The following is a 16,134-nucleotide window of genomic DNA, read 5'->3' on the forward strand; positions in this document are numbered from 1 at the left end:
TTCGCAATCATGTCATCGAGCATCGACGGTTTGCGGTTGTGCGGTCCTGTCCGTGGAAGTCACTCGTCCATCTTCTCCAGCAGCTGTTCAAGGCGATCGACGTGCTCCGTCCAGAAGGCGCGGTAGTGCGCGATCCAGTCGATGAGCGGCTTCATCCCGCGCGGCTCCACCCGGTAGTAGACACAGCGCCCCTCGCGCCGGCCGTTCACCAGCCCGGCGTCCTTCAGCGTGGCGAGGTGCTGCGAGACCGCCGGCTGCGAGATGTTGAAGCGCGCCGTGAGCTCCTTCACGGCCGCTTCGCCACGCGTGAGCGACTCGAAGATCGCCCTGCGGCTGGGGTCCGCCAGCGCCTGAAAGATCTTGTCCTCGGCCACAGCCGCGCTCTGCATCCCTTACGTATAAGCTGTCGCTTATTGGTTGTCAAGCGCGCACATCGGGCGTCTCGGCTCGAAGGTTCACTCGTCACTGTGTCCCTTTTGGACGGGACGCTCTCCTTCAGTCGTGTCGGCGCGCCGCCGCTCGGCTCGGAAGGGGATTCACGCTAGCATGCCGCAAGGCTCATGCCCGAGGTCCTGCGCAACGCTCATTTCATCGTGGCCGTCGATCGCATCGCGAAGATCGTGAGGGTCACGCGGACCGCCGAGCCATTCGATTCCATCGAGCAGATCGAGCAGGAGTGTCTGGAGATCACCGCGGCGCTCGCGCCGGTCGACCGGAGCGCGATGTCGCTGCTCCTGGACATCCGGGCGGCCCCGGGGCGAAACGATCCCAGGTTCGAAGACGCGACGCTGCAGCTGCGGACCGCGGCCGTGCGCGGCTTCGGGTGCGTGTCCGTCCTCGTGGGGACGCCCGCCGGTGCGCTGCAGGTCCGGCGCCATAGCCGCGAGGACGGCATCGATCGCCTGATCAGCGACAACGAGGGCGAGCTGCTCGCCTATCTCGCCGCCTTGCCCTCGCGCCACTGCTGATCGCGGTCTCGGCGGTCGCGGGCCTCATCTCGCGCTCCGTCACGACGGGCTCAACGCTGGAGTCCATCTTTCCACGGGACACAGAGCGCGGCATGCCTATCAAGGAGTAATCGATGACGATGAGCGCCGGCAGGGTCAAAGGAGAAGAGGGCGGCGACGACCCTGCGCGTTCACGTACACACTAGAATTCGAGCTCGAATGCGCCACGCGCAGTGACGACCGCATGCCCCCCGACCTCTGATTCGAATTCGAGCATGGGTCTCTGGCGACGTCGGCGGCAACACGAACGCGCTCTCGGACAGGTTCATCTCGCGCGCGAGCACCTGCATCGTCGCGGAGTCCAGCCCGGCCGCCTCGGTGAACACCGCGAGAGGATTGCCAGCAAAGGGGCGGTCCGTGAACACATCGCAGAGTCGGTAGGGCAGCGTGCGCATGCCCAGCAGGCTATCCTGGTGGAACCGTGCTGGTGAAGGCCGACAGGCGGCGCATCAGCCCGGAGAGCTGGGGATACATGTCCCTGTAGATCCCCAGCAGCGCCGCGTAGCGCCGCCGGCGCTCGGGCTCGGGCTGGAAGGTCGCTGTGGCGGCCCCGCGCATCGCCTTCGCGGCCGCCTCGATGCTCCCGGCCAGTCCGGCGCCGGCGGCCGCGCACATGGCGGCGCCCAGGCAGGCCGCCTCGACCGTCTCGGACCGCTCGACGACGACGCCCGTCGCGTCGGCCATGACGGCGCACCAGAGGTCGCTGGCGGCCACGCCCCCGACCGCGGCGAACTCGGCGACCTCGATCCCCGCCGCGCCGCGCATCCGATCGAGCACCAGCGCCTGCTCCAGCGCCACGCCCTCGATCAGCGCGCGGTAGACGTGCCCGCGCCCGTGCGCGTCCGTCAGGCCCAGGATCGCGCCGCGGGCGTCAGGGTCCCAGTGGGGGTTCATCGCGCCTTCCCAGTAGGGCAAGAGCAGCAGGCCGTCGCTGCCGGGCGGCAGCGACGCCGCCTCCGCCTCGATCGCGCCCATCGCGGCCTCATCGCGTGGATCGACGCCCAGGAGGCGGCGCAGGAACCAGTCCGAGAGCAGGGCCCCGCTGCGCAGGCTGCTCTCCAGCACGTAGCCGCGGCCGGAGGCGCTGGTCATGGTACGCCACGCCGGGTCCTGCCGCGGCTCCGGGCAGAAGACGCCGAAGACCACGGCCGTGCCGAGGTTCAGGTAAGCGCGCCGCGGATCCAGGGCATCGACGCCGAGCCCGGCCACCTGGCCATCGCCGCCGCCGGCCAGCACCGGCGTGCCCGCGCGCAGCCCGGTGGCCGCCGCGGCGGCCGCCGACACCGCGCCGAGCAGCGCGCCGGGGGGAAACACCTCGGGCAGGCGGTCGGGCGTGATGCCGACGGCGCCGCAGAGCTCGTCCGACCAGCGGTGCGCGCCGATGTCGAAGAGCGCGAGCGGGTCGGCGCTCGCCCAGCTGGTGCGGGCGCGCCCGGTCAAGGACTGCACGAGATAGGCCTGCACGTCGCAGAAGAGGGCGGTGCGGCGGTGGATCTCCGGCTCCTCCTTGGCCAGCCAGGCGATCTTGGGCAGCGCTGGGCCGAAGTCCGCGGCCTTCCCGGACAGCGCCCTCAGCCGGCCTTCCCCGATGCGGCGGACCAGGGAGCCGAGGTGCCCCCGCGCGCGCCCGTCCAGCCACAGCATGGCGGGGCGGAGCGGCTCGCCGTCAGGACCGAGGCAGGCGAAGGTCTCGCGCTGGTGCGCGATGGCGAGCCCCGCGATGCGCCCCGGGTCCACCGCGGCGGTGACCTCCGCGAGCGCCGCGCACAGGGCGCCCCACCACGCCCGGGGATCCTGCTCGAACCGGTCGGGCGCCGGACGCTCCAGCGAGAGCGGCGCCCGGCCGGCGGCCTGCAAGCGCCCCCCGGCGTCGAAGACGGCCGCCTTGGCGGCGGTGGTGCTCAGGTCGATTCCGAGGACGAGGTCGGCCCGCATGGCGAATCGGCCCCCTCAATCCCCGCCGCGCGCAGCCGGCGCGCCGCGGCGGTCGTCGAACCCGGTCAGCCGCACCGCCGTCATCAGCGCTCTCCCGCGCTCAGGCCATCAGCAACCCGGAACGTGTGTTGACAATCGATCACCGAGGCAGATTACATGCGGGGCCGCGCCGGCACAATTGTCCGCCTCGGCGCGGTCGGGTACCGGCGGGATCGCGAAAGGGAGAGTGAAGCTGTGCGCGCAACGTTCATTCACGGGATCCGCGACGTCCGGCTCGGCGAGGTCGAACCGCCGCAGCCGCGCGAGGGCATGGTGACAATCCAGGTCGCGGGCTGCGGGATCTGCGGCAGCGACCTGCACTATTACCTGGAGGGCGGGATCGGCTCGGCGAGGATCCACCACGCCTTCGTGCCGGGGCACGAGCTCGCCGGCTGGGTCCTCCAGGACACCCCGGAGCTGGGCCTGTCCAGGGGGCAGCTCGTCGCCGTCGACCCCGCGCACGCCTGCGGGCGCTGCGAGTGGTGCCAGCGAGGTCACGTGAACCTCTGCCCCTTCGTGGAGTTCCTGGGCGCGCCGCCGCTCCATGGCGGCATGGCGGAACGGGTGGTGGTGCATCCCGACCAGGTCGTGCCGGTTCCGCGCGGCTTCTCGGTGCGCCGGGCCGTGATGCTGGAGCCGCTGGGCGTCGCGGTCCACGCCATGGACCTGGCGCGGCCCCGCCTGCAGGAGACGGTGGTGGTGCTGGGCTGCGGGCCGATCGGCCTGTGCCTGGTCCAGCTCGCGCGCCGCTCGGGCGCCGACCGCGTCTTCGCCGTCGATCCCGTCGCCTACAGGGCGGAGGCCGCGCGCCGGCTGGGCGCGCACGACGCGGCGCCCACGTTCGAGGCCGTCGCGGCGTGGACGGGCGGCCGGGGCGTCGATCTCGTCCTCGAGGCGACGAACTCGCCCGATGGCTTCCACCACGCGGCCGAGTCCGCGCGCATCGGCGGGCGGATCCTGCTGGCGGGCATCCCCGACGGCGATCGCTATTCGCTGCCGGCGGCGCTGTGCCGTCGCAAGGGGCTGAAGGTCAAGTTCTCCCGGCGCATGGGGCATGTGTACCCGCGGGCGATCCGCCTGGTCGCCGAGGGGGCGGTGGACGTCGATTCCATCGTCACCCACCGCTTTGACCTGTCGAACGCCGAACAGGGCTTCCGCCTGCAGGCGGACTGCCAGGACGGAGCGCTGAAGTCGATCATCGTCCCGGAGGACGGGGACGCGCCGTTCTGATCCAGATCGACGGCAACTCCACGCATCGAGGGGGCCGCCTTCGCTCGACAGCCCGAGGGATCTCGCCCAGACAGAGCGTTTGCTCGAGCGCGCGCGGACGACTGCACGCCGGTTTCGGCCGAGCAAACGCCTGTCCGGTGGACGCCGCCCTCGGTCGCCCAGGATGACGCGGAAGGCTGCACAGCTGTCGTGTGCCTGTCTTCGCTCCACGACCTGCGGAACCTGCGGGCACGAGCCGGTGACAGAGAGATAGCGTGTGCCGTTGTCGCACCCTGGCGCGCGCTGTCCGCTCGCTCGATGTCAGCGCCCCCGGGACCAAAGGATCCTGCCATGTGTACGGCAACACACCGGAGACGGCGATCGACGCGCGCCTGGGAGCGAGGCGGGCGTGCTCGCTGCTGCGCGTGGCCGCAGCGCAGCGGGCGAGCGAAAGCTCTCCAGGGGCGAGAGGCCGGGGCCTCACTCCTCGACACGGATCCTCGACATCGACGGCGTGATCGATGTAGTGTGTCAAGCTGGACATGGCGCAGCCCGACAGCACCACCAGCACGCTTGACGACTTTTTCCTGAACTGTACGGATCTGGTGTTCATCGCCAGCGAGGGCGGGGCGCTCCTCCGTAGCAGCCGCGCGCTCACGAGCGCGATGAGCGCCGAGCTCCTCGATGCGTCCTCGCGAGCGGGGCTCGCCCCGCTGGTCCACCAGGACGACAGGCGCTCGTTCGACGAGGCGTGGGAGCGCCTCCGCGCCGCGGCCGAGCCCATGGCCGTCGATCTGAGGCTGAAGACGGCGGATGGCTCATTCAGGTACTTCCAGTGCACCGCGCGATGGGTGCCCGAGAAGGAAGAGGTGTATGGAACGCTCCGCGACGCCGAGGAGCGGATCAAGCACGAAATACAGCTCAAGCTCCTCAACGCGATCAACGACCACCTCCCCATCTGCCTGTGGGCGATCGACGAGCGAGGGGTCTTCGTCCTCCACGAGGGGAAGGGGCTCGGAGCCGCCGGGCTCAAGCCGGGGCAGTTCGTCGGTCTCGACATCTTCGAGCTCTACCCGGTAGAGGGCTTGGTGATGGTGCGCAAGGCGCTCGAGGGCACGATGTCCTACTTCGTGGTCGAGATCGACGGCGTTCACTGGGAGTCCTGGTATCTGCCCATCCAGAACGAGCGCGGTGACGTCACCCACGTCGCGGGGGTCACCCTCGACATCACGGCCTCGAAGCGCACCGAGCAGGAGCTCCGCGGGAAGCTCCAGCTCATCGAGCGGCAGCAGCAGGTCATCCGCGCGCTGTCGACGCCGATCCTCCAGGTGTGGGACCGCGTGCTCACGCTGCCCCTCGTGGGCATGTTCGACACCACGCGCGCGGCCGACGTGATGGAGGGCGTCCTCCGCGAGGTCGTCCGGACGCAGGCGCGCTATGCCATCCTCGATCTCACCGGGATCGAGGCGATGGACACCGAGACGGCGAACCACCTCTTGAAGCTCTCCTCGGCCATCAGGCTCCTCGGCGCCGAGGGGATCATCACAGGGATCCACCCGGCGATCGCCCAGACCCTCGTCGGGCTCGGCGTGGATCTCTCGTCGATCGAGACGCGCTCGACGCTGCGGCAGGGTCTCGAGCACTGCATTCGAAGGATGGGCCGCTAGGTCAGGTAGCGCGGCTCACCGTCGCCGGCCGCCCGGCGCGAGCTCTCCCGCCTGCGTCCCCGCGTGAGACGCGCGCCTGCGCCCCCCGCGCGGGGGACGCGCGCCTGCGCGCCTGCGCGCCTGCGCGACCGCGCGGTCTGGCAGCGTGCGTCGACGTCGCCGGCCAGCGCCGCACAGGCGATGATCCCGCACGTGCGCCTGAACCGGCAGGGCGCCGATGTCGAATGTGCGATAGGAACATATGACAAGAAACCCTGGCGCCCGAGTCACGAGCATTCGTGATGAACTGTGCTTGACTCGATTTGTTAAGACATTTATATAATATCATTGTTCCTTGGCGACGTGCGCGCGCCCAGCGAAAGAGGTGAGATCTATGAGCACGAACGGCGGTCGTTTCAGCAGCTTTCTGCGTCGTGTCCTGCCGGTGGCCTCCACGCTCGCGCTGGCGGGCGCTGCCATCGTGTCGGTCGCGACGCCCGCGGAGGGCACGCCCCCGAACGGTCTCCCAGAGCTCAAGGCGCTGCAGGAGATCGAGCAGCTCGAGTACTGCTATGCGGCCGGGACCGACGCGATCGGTCGCGGTGATCTGGCGACGGGCAAGCAGATCTACGCGAAGTGCTTCGCGCCGGACGCCCCCGTCGTGATCTGGGAGGCCGGCGCCGCGCCGGGCGATCCGCCGGTGATCTCGGTGCCCAGCGCCGAGGCCTGGGCCGATCTCATCGACGTCCTGTTCGCTGACTCCGGTTATGTGGGCACGCAGCACCTGATCAGCAACGTTCGTATCGACATCCTCCCCGGCGGCCAGCAGGCGAAGATCACCTCCTACCTGATCGCGACGCACGTCTACGACCCGGTCAGCAGCGCCCATATCGCGTACGGCACGTACGAGAACGAGGCGGTCCGGACGCCCTCGGGCTGGAAGCTCAGCAAGCGCACGTTCCGCACCCTCTCGTTCATGCGCGTCGACTCGCCGCCTCCCTGAGCGCGCGCCGCGAGCGCCCGTGGCCGCCGCGCGCCGCCGGCGGTCACGGGACGAAGGCGATGTCGTCGACGAGCAGAGCGAACACGGTCGACTTCGCCGTGTGGAACTCCACCGAGTCGACGTGCGCGGCGTCGAGCGCGGAGGGCGCCGGCACGCCCCAGCCGTCCGGGCTGAGAGCGGAGAACATGACCGTGTACTGCGCCCACTCGGTCGTGAGGTCGAGCCCCTCGCCGAAGTGGTCGCCGCAGCCCGAGCCCTCGCACACGCCGCCTTCGCGATCGGTGTTGCGGTCGGGGAAGTTCACGTAAATGTGGGTCGGCGCTGCCGCCTTGGCCCAGAAGGTCAGGCCCGCGTAGGCGGAAGCGTCGTAGCTCGACTTCGCTCCCCCTGGGGTGAGGTTCAGGTCAAATCCCATCCCGGCCCCCCTCGAGACGAAGCCGCTTCCGGCGACGTGGGCGGCGTAGTTGCTCGGGTCGTGCCCGGGCGATACCGGCACGAACGGGCGGCCGGGTAGCGGCGTTTGCGTGCCGCTCCGGGGGCCGTCGTTGTTCGTGTACCAGCTGCCGATGCGGCCCTCACACCGGAGGATCGCGCTGTCACCGTCCTCCAGGTCATCCAGGAGCGCCGTGCAGGGAGGCGGCTCGGCCCCGGCGTCCGATGCGCCGGCGGCCCCGGCACCGGCGGCCCCCGCGGCGCCTCCGGCCCCCCCCTGGCGCCCCCATCGAGGTCGAACGGATCGGGGTCGTACTCGCCGGATGAGATGCCGAGGACGAGACCGCATCCGGCCGCGACCATCGACGCGCAGAGGCCGACGATGAGCGCCTGGAGACGCATCAGAAGCTGCCTTGCACGAGCGCGCCGCCCACCGTGGGCGTCAGCCCGACCGACGCGCCCTTCGTCGGGCTCTTCGCGGTCAGCCAGAGCACGCCGCCGCCGGCGATGGCCGCGAGGCCGACGCCGAAGACCACCGTCGCGACGTTCGCGCGCGCCACGGCGCTGTCGCGGATGTCCATGCCGCGCCGATCGCAGCGGTCGCCGTTGCAGAACGCGCTCGACTCATCGAACCTCGATTTGGCCGCGAAGCCGAGCGCCGTCGCGACGCCGACGGCCACGATCCCCGCGCCTCGTGCCGAGCGGCGCGATGGTGAGCGCTCCCCCGTCGAGGGGCATGGTCGCCGCGGAGATCGCCGCCCCGGCCGTCGAGGCCGCGAGGGGAGCGCCGCCCGGCGGGGCCGCGACCGGGAGCGCGCCGCGCAGCGCGCCGAAGACGCGCTCGGCGGTCGCTCGCAGGTGAGGCGGGGCGAAGGGCGCAAGCGCGAGCGCGAGGTCCGCGATGGTCTGGAAACGGCGATCGCGATCCCGCGCGATCGCCGCGAGGATCACCCGCTCCAGCGGCTCCGGGACGTCCGGGCGCAGCGCGCGCAGACGCTGCGGCTCACCCTGCGTGACCAGGTAGACGAGCTGCGCGAGCTCCTGCGCGACGAACGCTCGATGGCCAGGGGCACCTGGAGATATCCGCTCTCCGCGAGCACGGCGGCGAGGTCCTTCCCCTCGAGGTGGTCCATCACCATGTACGGCGCGCCGTTCTCCAGCGTGCCGACGTCGGTGACGCGCACGACGTGCGGGCTGCGAATGCGCACGGCGGCGCGCCCTTCTCTCAGAAAGCGCTGGAGGACCTCTGCGTCTTGCACGTACTTCGGCAGGAGCACCTTGATCGCGACGCGATCGTCGAGCGCGAGGTGGCGCGCAGCGACGACGAGCCCCATCGCGCCCCGTCCGAGGACGTTCTCCACGCGGTACTTGCCGAGGAGCACGTCTCCGGGGGCAATCGGGTACTCGTCGGGGGTGAACACGATGAACCGGGCATGGTGGCGAAGGAGCGTCCAATATGCTACGGTCAGAGGTTTTGGTAATTCCACCGCATCGGCTCCCTCCCTGTCTGAATCGCGGTCACGCGGCGCGCGCGCTGGACGAGAGCGAGCGTGAACAGGGCGGCGGACGCGAGGGCCGCCAGCGTCCTCCATCCGTGGTCATGGCTTCTTGCCAGAGGCCTGCTTCACGACCCAGGCGTCGACGGCGGCGAGGATCTCGGCGAGCACGCTGTCCCCCGTCCGGCCCGCAGATTTCAGGAGCTCGAGCGAATGGTCGCCGCCCTCCACCACATGCAGGCTCGCGCGCCTGCCGAGGCGCTTCAGCACCGGCCGGAGGAGATCGAGCTGGCACAGCGGATCGCGCGTGCCCTGGAGGAAGAGCATCGGCGCCTCGATGGTCGAGAGGTGCTCATCGCGGAGCGGGGCGCGCTTGCCCGCGGGGTGCAGCGGGTAGCCGAGGAACACGAGCCCGTCGCAGGGGACGGCCCGCGCCGCGAGGAGCGAGGCGATCCGCCCGCCCATGGATTTGCCGCCGATCACCAGCCGATCCGGCTTCTCCTCCCGTAGCCGCGCGATGGCCGCCTCGTAGGCGATCTCGAGCTTCTCCGGCCTGTCGGGCGCCTTGCGGCCGAGCTCCTTGTACGGGAAGTTGAAGCGCAGCACGGTGTGCCCGCGGTCGTTGAGCCCCCTGGCGACGTCGACAAGGAGCGGCGCGTGCATGTCGCCGCCGGCCCCGTGGCCCAGCACCACGGCCACGCCGGAGCGCTTCGCGCGCGCAGCGGGCGCGTGGAGCACGCCCGAGACCGCGTTGCCGCCTGCGATGGGGATCGAGAGCGCTCGCTCGGGCATGGAGCCCTCATGCCATGGTGGAGGGGCCCATGTCGAGGAGTCGCTTCCACGCGGCAGCGCTCGCCGATTCTACATGTCCGCGCTCGCGGGAGACGCGGAGATGGGCGCCTCGTCACGGCGCTACTTCCCCGGCGCGGACGGACCCATCGACGCCCGCCGCATCCAGGTCGCGCCCTCTCTCACCATGCGCCGCACGCGGATCGGATAGCTGACCTCGCCGCCCGCGCCGTCGCGCGCGATCTCGAGCTCGTTGTAGCCGTTGTGCTCCTGCACCTCGCGGCTCGAGAGCGACGGCGCCGCCGCGATCCGGATCGTCCAGTCCTCGTGCCGCTCCGGCCATTGCTCCTTGCCGAACCAGCCGGTGTGGCTGTGGCCGTGGAGCACCAGGCAGAACTCCTTGTGGGCCGAGGTCATCGTGGAGCAGATCTCCCGCGATGGATTCCGCAGGATCCGTTTCGGGCGCGCTGAACCGTGATTGGCGTCGACGGTGGCGGGCCGGCGGGGCGTGGTCAGACGTCTGGCGGTGCGTGGCCAGACGTCTGGCTGCGGCAGGCTCAGGCCATCGGCTGCAGATGATGCGTCGAACTCCAAACGCATCGCGCTGACACCAGGTAAGCGCTCATCGAGGCGCCGTCGTGCCCGCGGAGCGTGCTGCGAGAGGCGATCGACGATTTCCGCCGGTTGCCGGAGGATGCGCCGGAGCGGGCCGTCGCGCTCGGTCGTCTGCTACGCTTCCGCGCGGAGGTCGCCAAGCGCGGGCCGGTGACGCCGGAGGAAGCCGGAGGAAGCGGAGTTCGTGATGACCACCCAGGCGCTCGTCGAGCAGTTCATCGAGCAGCGCGCACGCAGGGGATCGCGCAGGGCGCCATCGCGCTGTACGAAGCTCGCTTCGGCCCCATGCCGCCGTTGCTGCGCTCCGCCGTCGAAGCCATGCGCGACCTGCCGACGCTGCGGACAGGGCTCGTCCTTGTCGGCACCGGGACGCGCGAGGAGGCGCACGACGCCATCACCGCCGCTCCCGCCGGGCATTCGTCCTGACCCCCGCGCCGGCGCCTCGCGCGCCGCCACGCTGCGAGGTGACGGCGCGCCCCTGCGCGGCTAAGCTCTCGCCCGTGCCGAGCCTCCGGAAGATGAACCCCCTGCGCCGCCTGCCCGCGCTCGCGCTCGCAGCGCTGGCGGCGATCGCCGGTCCCGCCTGCGTCAGCAAGCCGACGATGCAGCTCGATCACGCCGAGATCACCGGCATCCGCATCGCCTTCCCGCCGAGCCTCGGCGTCCTGATGACCGTGGTCGTCAACGTCCACAACCCGAACTCGTACGACGTCGCCGTGCGCGCGGTCCGCGGTCAGGTCGTGCTCGCCGGCCGCTACACGATGCCGGTCGACTTCCGCGCCAGCGGCGACGGGGTCTGGCTCCCCTCCGACCGCACGACCCAGGTCCGCGTCCCCGTCAACCTCCCCGTCGATCTCGGCTTCCAGCTGGTCCGCGAGTCGTTCTCCTCGCCCGTCATCCCGTACCGCTTCAGCGGCCGCGCGGACGTCACGGCCACGCGCACCTTCCGGCTCGAGGCAGACGATTACTCGGTCGACGACCACGGCGTCGTCTCCCGCCAGCAGATCGAGGCCGCCCTCGGCATCCTGCGATAGGCTCCGCGGCGCGCCGGGCGACGAGACCCGCAAGACACGCTCTCCTGGAGGACGTCAGTCCACTTCGCCGCTGTCCGGCGGCGGCGGCGCGCCTCGCGAAGAACGCCCGCGGCGCGCCTCGCACGGGCTGCTGGGGCCGCCGGGGGCGACCCGACAGGCAGGGGTTGACGTCGGATCGAACAGCGCCGCAGTGGCGCCGTGGGCCCCGCAAGGGGACAAGAAGCACGCCCCTTCGTCGTGACGAGGAGCGTTGGTGCGCTGGGCGATGCGGTGCTAACGCGTGCCGGCGCCCAGGTTGGCGACCATGGCGAGGCGCTGAGGACCGTCGCCGAACCGCGCCTGTAGCCGGGCGAGGATCGCCTCGCCGAGCTCGTCCCAGCGCGCCGCGCCGAGCTTGTCCCGCAGGAGCACGAGCGGCGCGTTGCTCCGGCGCATCGAGCGCCAGAGCTCCTCGGTCGAGGTCGCTTCCAGCGCGTGCTCGACCTCGCGCACCGAGACGTCGCGAAACCCCGCGGCCTCCATCTCGGCGCGGAACTCGCCCAGGTCTCCGAGCGGCGCCTTGCCGTCGCCGAAGGGCAGCCCGGGCAGCTCGGCGCGGAGCGCCGCGAAGAGCTCCTCCAGGATCGGCGTCCTGTCCATCAGCGCCCAGCTCCCGACGACGGCCCGGCCGCCGGGGCAGAGCACCCGGAAGAGCTCGCGGAAGCCGCGGTCGCGTTCCGGGAAGAACATCAGCCCGAACATCGAGAAGGCGGCGTCGAAGGAGCCGTCCTCGAACGGCAGCGCCATGCCGTCACCGACGCGGGCGTCCACCGCGAGCCCCGCGCGCGCGGCGCGCTCGCGCAGCCGCTCGACCATCGCCGGGGAGAAGTCGATGGCGGTCACGCGCGCCTCCCCGGCGGCGAGGAGGGACAGGGTACCTGGCCCGGCCGCCACGTCGAGCACGCGGGCGCCCGGCCCGATGCCGGCCAGACGGAGGGCGTCGGCGGCGTACTTCTCGAAATGCGGGACGAGATCGACCGCATAGTCCTCGGCGACCATGTCCCAGGCGACGGGGATGGCGAGGGGGCTCGTGGGCTGGGTCATGGGCCACGTGCTACCACGTGCGCGCCGAGCAGATCCAGCCGGCACCGCCCGGCGACAGTCGCAGGATATCGAGAAGGAAGAGGAGAAGAGACCTACGGCAGAGATGCTGTATGGAACAGGGCGCTCACCGACATCGTGACGCTCCCTGGAACGCCCGCGACCGCGCGGGTGTCACCGCGCGGGCGCGCTCTCGCGCCGCTTCGCCACACGCGCCTGCGCCAGCGCCTTCGACCCGCCCCTCGCGCCGGCGGTGCCCGCGGCCGCCTCCGGCGAGCTCGGAGCAGCAACCGAGTCCGCGTCCTGCGCCTCATCCGTCTTGTCCTCCGTCTTGTCGGCGCCGGCCTCGGTCGCGTCGTGCGGCGGCAGCACGGCCTTCGCGGTCGACACGAGCAGCACGCTGGTCAGCCCGACGACGCTCGCCGACCCGGCGACGAACACCGCGATATGCATCATGGTGCGCTGGAGGAGGCTGCCTTCATTCAACTTCCGGAGGATCTTCAACATCGTGCTACCTGCCTCGTTCGCGAGCGTCCGCTCGCCGCCAGCGTCTCTGCGACATCTCCTGTGAATGCGAGCGTCGTGCCAGCAGCCATCTGCTGGATCCACCGCATGGGTCGCGGGGGTTTTGGCGCCGTTCTGCCAAAGTGGACACGTCGGCCGCATGTACAATGGCGCATCCTGCCAAAATGACAATCCGTTCTGCGGGAGCGTCGCCACCGCGGCGTGTCGAGCGTGGCGCACGGAACACGGCGTACCCCCGAGGGAGCTGCCAGGCCTTCCGTGCGCTCGGCGCGCCTCCTGTCCCGTCGACCTGACCCCCATCGACGAGGTGTCCGCCGGCTTCGTCGGGAGGTGCCTCTCAGCGCGAATTCGGGGGCTCGTCAGCCGCCGCGGGAGCGGCGGGTGAGGCGCCGGCGAACGCGCGCACGGCCTCCGGGTGCTCCGCGATGAGGCGGAGCGCGCGGCCGAGGAGCGAGATCCCCGGCTCGGTCTTGTGCCAGGTCGACGCGCCGCTCGGGTGCGGCAGGCAGATGACGTCGGCCTCGACGCCGTGAAAGCGAGCCCGGCGCGCCTCGCCGATCACGCCCGCGAGCGGCCCTCGGTGGCCGAGCACCTGCTCCACCGCCAGGCCGCCCACCGGCAGGATCAGCCTCGGCTCCAGGATCCCCACCTCCCGCTCGAGGTGCGCCCGGCAGCGCAGGATCTCCTCGGGATCGGGCTTCCGGTCGCCGCCGCCCTTCGCCTTGCCGGGGAAGCAGCGAGCGACGGCCGACATGTAGACGCGCCGCCGGAGCTCCTCCTCGGGGACGCCGAGCGCCGCCTCGAACCAGCGGAACAGGGTGCGGCCCGCGGTCCACGCGAACGGGCGGCCAAAGCTGCCCTCGCGCGGGCCGGGCGCCTGGCCGATGAGCAGGATCCGGCTCGGGACGGCCGGACCATGGACGACCGGGCCGACCATCTTCGGGCAGGCACGGCACGCCTCGAGCTCGCGATGCAGCGCCGCAAGCCTCTCCTCCGAGCTCAGGACGGGAAGACGGATCGCGGGGCCCCTCATCGCGCCGACATCAAGCGCCCTCCGGCGCCGGGGGCCTGCGCGGCCTGCGCGCGCAGGCGCCCCCCGAGGAGGCGCGCCGCGAGCACGCCGCCGAGGAAGCCGAAGAGATGGCCCTCCCAGGAGATGCCGACCTGCGTCGGGAGCACGCCCCAGAGCATCCCGCCGTAGACGAAGCCGACCACCAGCGAAAGCGCGATCGAGAGGACGCTCCGCTCGAACCAGCCGCGGAGGAGCAGGAAGCCGAAATAGCCGAAGATGACGCCGCTCGCGCCGATATGCACCGAGCTGCTCGACCCGATGAGCCAGACGCCGAGGCCGCCCACGAGCGCCGAGAGGAGCGTCACGAGGACGAGGTCGCTCGTCCTGCGGAGCAGGATGAGCCAGCCGAGCGCGACGAACGGGACCGTGTTCGCCGCGAGGTGGGCGAAGCCGCCGTGCAGCCACGGCGCGAGCGCAATCCCGAGGAGGCCCTGGATCGTGCGAGGGCGGATCCCCAGGGCATCGAGCGATCCGCGGAACATCAGGAAGTCGAGGATCTCGATGGCCCAGAGGAGCGCGACGAGGCCTCCGAGCAGCGCCGCATGCTGCTTGAGCTCACGGGTGATCGTCTTGGTTTCGCTTGTGCTCATGCTTGTCCTCGCCGGGCCGCTGGAGAGGGGCCCACCCCTCGAGCGTAGCTCCTGAAACCGTCACGCGCGCGTGGTCTTCCCGCGAGGCGCGTCCTCGGCGCCGATAGCTGCCCCGTCCGGCGAACGGCGGGGTAGAGATCGGGCGTCATGCTGCTCACCCGCGCCGAAGCCACCGGATTCCGCGAGACCTCCCTGCACGCCGACGTGATGCGGTTCGTCCGCTCGCTGGAAGCCCGCAACGACCCGCGCCTCTCCGTGACGACCTTCGGGACCAGCCCGGGCGGACGGGAGCTGCCGCTGCTCGTGCTGTCGAAGGACGGCGTGCGTTCCCCCGCCGAGGCCCGCCGCGCCGGACGCCCCGTGGTGCTGATGCTCGACGGGATCCATCCCGGCGAGGTGGAGGGCAAGGAGGCCAGCCTCGCGCTCGTCCGCGACCTGCTCGACGGCCGGCACCCCGACTGGCTCGACACGCTCGTGCTCCTCGTCGCGCCGCTGTTCAACCCGGACGGCAACGACGCGCTGGACCCGCGGAACCGCCGCCTCGACCTGAAGAAGCTCGCCGGCCAGCCCGGCCCCGTCGTGGGCACCCGCACGCAGAGCCAGGGCATCAACCTGAACCGCGACTACCTCCGCCAGGCCGCGCCCGAGATGCGCCTGCTCCAGGAGCGCGTGTGCATCCCGTGGGCGCCCGATCTCACGATCGACAACCACGCGACAAACGGCTCGGTGCACCGGTTCCACATGACGGTCGACGTGCCCCACACCCACGAGTCCGGCCGCGCCGAGCCGATCGCGATGATGCGCGATCGCCTGGTCCCCGACGTGATGGCGGCGGTCCGGAAGCGCGGCTTCGAGAGCGGCTGGTACGGCAACTTCGTCGAGGACGAGCGCGTGATCGACGCGGGCGGCGACGTCGATCCGACGGCGCCCGTCGGCCTCGGCTGGATGACGTACCCGCACCATCCGCGGTTCGGCTCCAACTACCGCGGGCTCACGGGCCGGCTCGACCTGCTGCTCGAGTGTTATAGCTATCTCCCGTTCGAGGAGCGCGTCCAGACCGCCTCGGCGTGGCAGATCGAGGCCCTCTCCTGGGCCGCCGCGCACGACGGCGCCATCCGCGAGGTCGTGGCCGCGAGCGCGCGGCCGCCGGAGCGCGTCGCGGTCCGGTACCGCCTCGAGCCGACAGGGACCCCGATCGACATCCTCACGCGCAGCCCGCGGGCGTTCGACGGCGAGCCCGTCACCGTGCGGATCCCGCACCACGCGCGCTTCGTCGGGACCACCGTGGTGGACCGGCCGCGGGCCTACCTCGTGCCGCCGGCGCTCGCCGAGGCCCTGCGCCGGCACGGCCTCCGCGTCGAGCTGGCCGAGGGCGTCCACGACGTCGAGGTGGCGCGGGTGGCGTCGCTCGGCGCCGAGGGCGGCCGCGCGATCCTGGAGGCGACCCGGGTCGGCGAGGTGGCCGTGCAGTGGCGCGAGGAGGCCCGGCGGGCCCCCGAGGGCTGGTCCCGGGTCGACACCGAGCAGCCGCTCGGCGCGATCGCCGTGTACCTGTGCGAGCCCGAGAGCGACGACGGGGCGGTCGAGAACGGCCTCGTCGAGGCGCCCGCCGTCGGGGACGAGCACCCGGCCTGGCGGGTCCGATGAGCCCGGAGGCTTGGC

At 71.5% G+C, this 16,134-nt stretch carries 18 protein-coding genes and 1 pseudogene; 7 read left to right on the forward strand and 12 right to left on the reverse strand.

Annotation, left to right across the window (positions count from 1 at the left end; translation table 11 throughout):
- Positions 1–59: 59 nt before the first annotated feature.
- Positions 60–389, reverse strand: coding sequence for an ArsR/SmtB family transcription factor (locus tag WMF28_RS13130; RefSeq protein ID WP_437580096.1), 330 nt, complete (start codon positions 387–389; stop codon positions 60–62).
- 171 nt (positions 390–560) lie between these two features.
- On the opposite strand from WMF28_RS13130, the gene WMF28_RS13135 reads away from it, so the two are divergent.
- Positions 561–968, forward strand: coding sequence for a hypothetical protein (locus WMF28_RS13135; RefSeq protein ID WP_437602533.1), 408 nt, complete (start codon positions 561–563; stop codon positions 966–968).
- Positions 969–1,207: 239 nt separating this feature from the next.
- Here WMF28_RS13135 and WMF28_RS13140 read toward each other — a convergent pair.
- Positions 1,208–1,402, reverse strand: a pseudogene (locus WMF28_RS13140) (PhzF family phenazine biosynthesis protein); the annotation flags it as partial.
- Between the two features lie 10 nt (positions 1,403–1,412).
- On the reverse strand, positions 1,413–2,942 hold the full coding sequence (locus WMF28_RS13145; protein ID WP_437602534.1) for a xylulokinase: 1,530 nt from the start codon (positions 2,940–2,942) through the stop codon (positions 1,413–1,415).
- A 234-nt stretch (positions 2,943–3,176) separates the two neighbouring features.
- Between WMF28_RS13145 and WMF28_RS13150 the strand changes: the two genes are divergently transcribed.
- From WMF28_RS13150 to WMF28_RS13160, 3 genes are all read left to right on the forward strand, one after another.
- Positions 3,177–4,211 (forward strand): zinc-dependent alcohol dehydrogenase, encoded by a 1,035-nt coding sequence (locus WMF28_RS13150; protein ID WP_437602535.1) that lies wholly within the window; start codon positions 3,177–3,179, stop codon positions 4,209–4,211.
- Positions 4,212–4,732: 521 nt separating this feature from the next.
- Positions 4,733–5,857 carry an STAS domain-containing protein gene (locus tag WMF28_RS13155; RefSeq protein ID WP_437602536.1) on the forward strand — a complete coding sequence of 375 codons (1,125 nt, stop codon included), beginning with the start codon at positions 4,733–4,735 and terminating at the stop codon, positions 5,855–5,857.
- A gap of 373 nt (positions 5,858–6,230) precedes the next feature.
- A complete protein-coding gene (locus tag WMF28_RS13160; RefSeq protein ID WP_437602537.1) occupies positions 6,231–6,839 on the forward strand; it encodes a nuclear transport factor 2 family protein in 609 nt (202 codons plus the stop codon).
- A 43-nt stretch (positions 6,840–6,882) separates the two neighbouring features.
- On the opposite strand, the gene WMF28_RS13165 is transcribed toward WMF28_RS13160, so the two are convergent.
- The 5 genes from WMF28_RS13165 to WMF28_RS13185 all read right to left on the reverse strand — a co-directional run bounded on the left by WMF28_RS13165 (position 6,883) and on the right by WMF28_RS13185 (position 9,973).
- Entirely contained in the window at positions 6,883–7,254 is a 372-nt protein-coding gene (locus tag WMF28_RS13165) for a hypothetical protein (RefSeq protein ID WP_437602538.1), read from the reverse strand.
- Positions 7,255–7,672: 418 nt separating this feature from the next.
- The gene (locus tag WMF28_RS13170) at positions 7,673–7,951 is read right to left on the reverse strand and encodes a hypothetical protein (RefSeq protein ID WP_437602539.1); all 279 of its coding nucleotides are present in this window, start codon (positions 7,949–7,951) and stop codon (positions 7,673–7,675) included.
- 267 nt (positions 7,952–8,218) lie between these two features.
- Positions 8,219–8,692 carry a protein kinase domain-containing protein gene (locus WMF28_RS13175; RefSeq protein ID WP_437602540.1) on the reverse strand — a complete coding sequence of 158 codons (474 nt, stop codon included), beginning with the start codon at positions 8,690–8,692 and terminating at the stop codon, positions 8,219–8,221.
- Positions 8,693–8,869: 177 nt separating this feature from the next.
- On the reverse strand, positions 8,870–9,559 hold the full coding sequence (locus WMF28_RS13180) for an alpha/beta hydrolase family protein (RefSeq protein WP_437602541.1): 690 nt from the start codon (positions 9,557–9,559) through the stop codon (positions 8,870–8,872).
- Positions 9,560–9,679: 120 nt separating this feature from the next.
- Complete coding sequence (locus WMF28_RS13185; RefSeq protein WP_437602542.1) at positions 9,680–9,973, reverse strand: hypothetical protein; 294 nt, start codon at positions 9,971–9,973, stop codon at positions 9,680–9,682.
- 234 nt (positions 9,974–10,207) lie between these two features.
- Between WMF28_RS13185 and WMF28_RS13190 the strand changes: the two genes are divergently transcribed.
- Both WMF28_RS13190 and WMF28_RS13195 read left to right on the forward strand, forming a co-directional pair.
- Positions 10,208–10,597, forward strand: a complete 390-nt coding sequence (locus WMF28_RS13190; RefSeq protein WP_437602543.1) for a hypothetical protein — start codon at positions 10,208–10,210, stop codon at positions 10,595–10,597.
- 74 nt (positions 10,598–10,671) lie between these two features.
- Positions 10,672–11,205, forward strand: coding sequence for an LEA type 2 family protein (locus WMF28_RS13195; protein ID WP_437602544.1), 534 nt, complete (start codon positions 10,672–10,674; stop codon positions 11,203–11,205).
- Between the two features lie 273 nt (positions 11,206–11,478).
- Here WMF28_RS13195 and WMF28_RS13200 read toward each other — a convergent pair whose 3' ends face one another.
- The 4 genes from WMF28_RS13200 to WMF28_RS13215 all read right to left on the reverse strand — a co-directional run bounded on the left by WMF28_RS13200 (position 11,479) and on the right by WMF28_RS13215 (position 14,472).
- Positions 11,479–12,288, reverse strand: coding sequence for a class I SAM-dependent methyltransferase (locus WMF28_RS13200; RefSeq protein WP_437602545.1), 810 nt, complete (start codon positions 12,286–12,288; stop codon positions 11,479–11,481).
- A 171-nt stretch (positions 12,289–12,459) separates the two neighbouring features.
- Positions 12,460–12,792 carry a hypothetical protein gene (locus tag WMF28_RS13205; protein WP_437602546.1) on the reverse strand — a complete coding sequence of 111 codons (333 nt, stop codon included), beginning with the start codon at positions 12,790–12,792 and terminating at the stop codon, positions 12,460–12,462.
- 355 nt (positions 12,793–13,147) lie between these two features.
- A complete protein-coding gene (locus tag WMF28_RS13210) occupies positions 13,148–13,843 on the reverse strand; it encodes a uracil-DNA glycosylase family protein (protein WP_437602547.1) in 696 nt (231 codons plus the stop codon).
- Entirely contained in the window at positions 13,840–14,472 is a 633-nt protein-coding gene (locus WMF28_RS13215; RefSeq protein WP_437602548.1) for a rhomboid family intramembrane serine protease, read from the reverse strand. The genes WMF28_RS13210 and WMF28_RS13215 overlap by 4 nt, the downstream gene beginning before the upstream one ends.
- Before the next feature lie 147 nt (positions 14,473–14,619).
- On the opposite strand from WMF28_RS13215, the gene WMF28_RS13220 reads away from it, so the two are divergent.
- Positions 14,620–16,119 (forward strand): M14 family metallopeptidase, encoded by a 1,500-nt coding sequence (locus WMF28_RS13220; protein WP_437602549.1) that lies wholly within the window; start codon positions 14,620–14,622, stop codon positions 16,117–16,119.
- Positions 16,120–16,134: the final 15 nt, after the last annotated feature.

This window comes from Sorangium sp. So ce590, from assembly GCF_051521365.1.
In the GTDB taxonomy this organism is placed as follows: domain Bacteria; phylum Myxococcota_A; class Polyangia; order Polyangiales; family Polyangiaceae; genus Sorangium.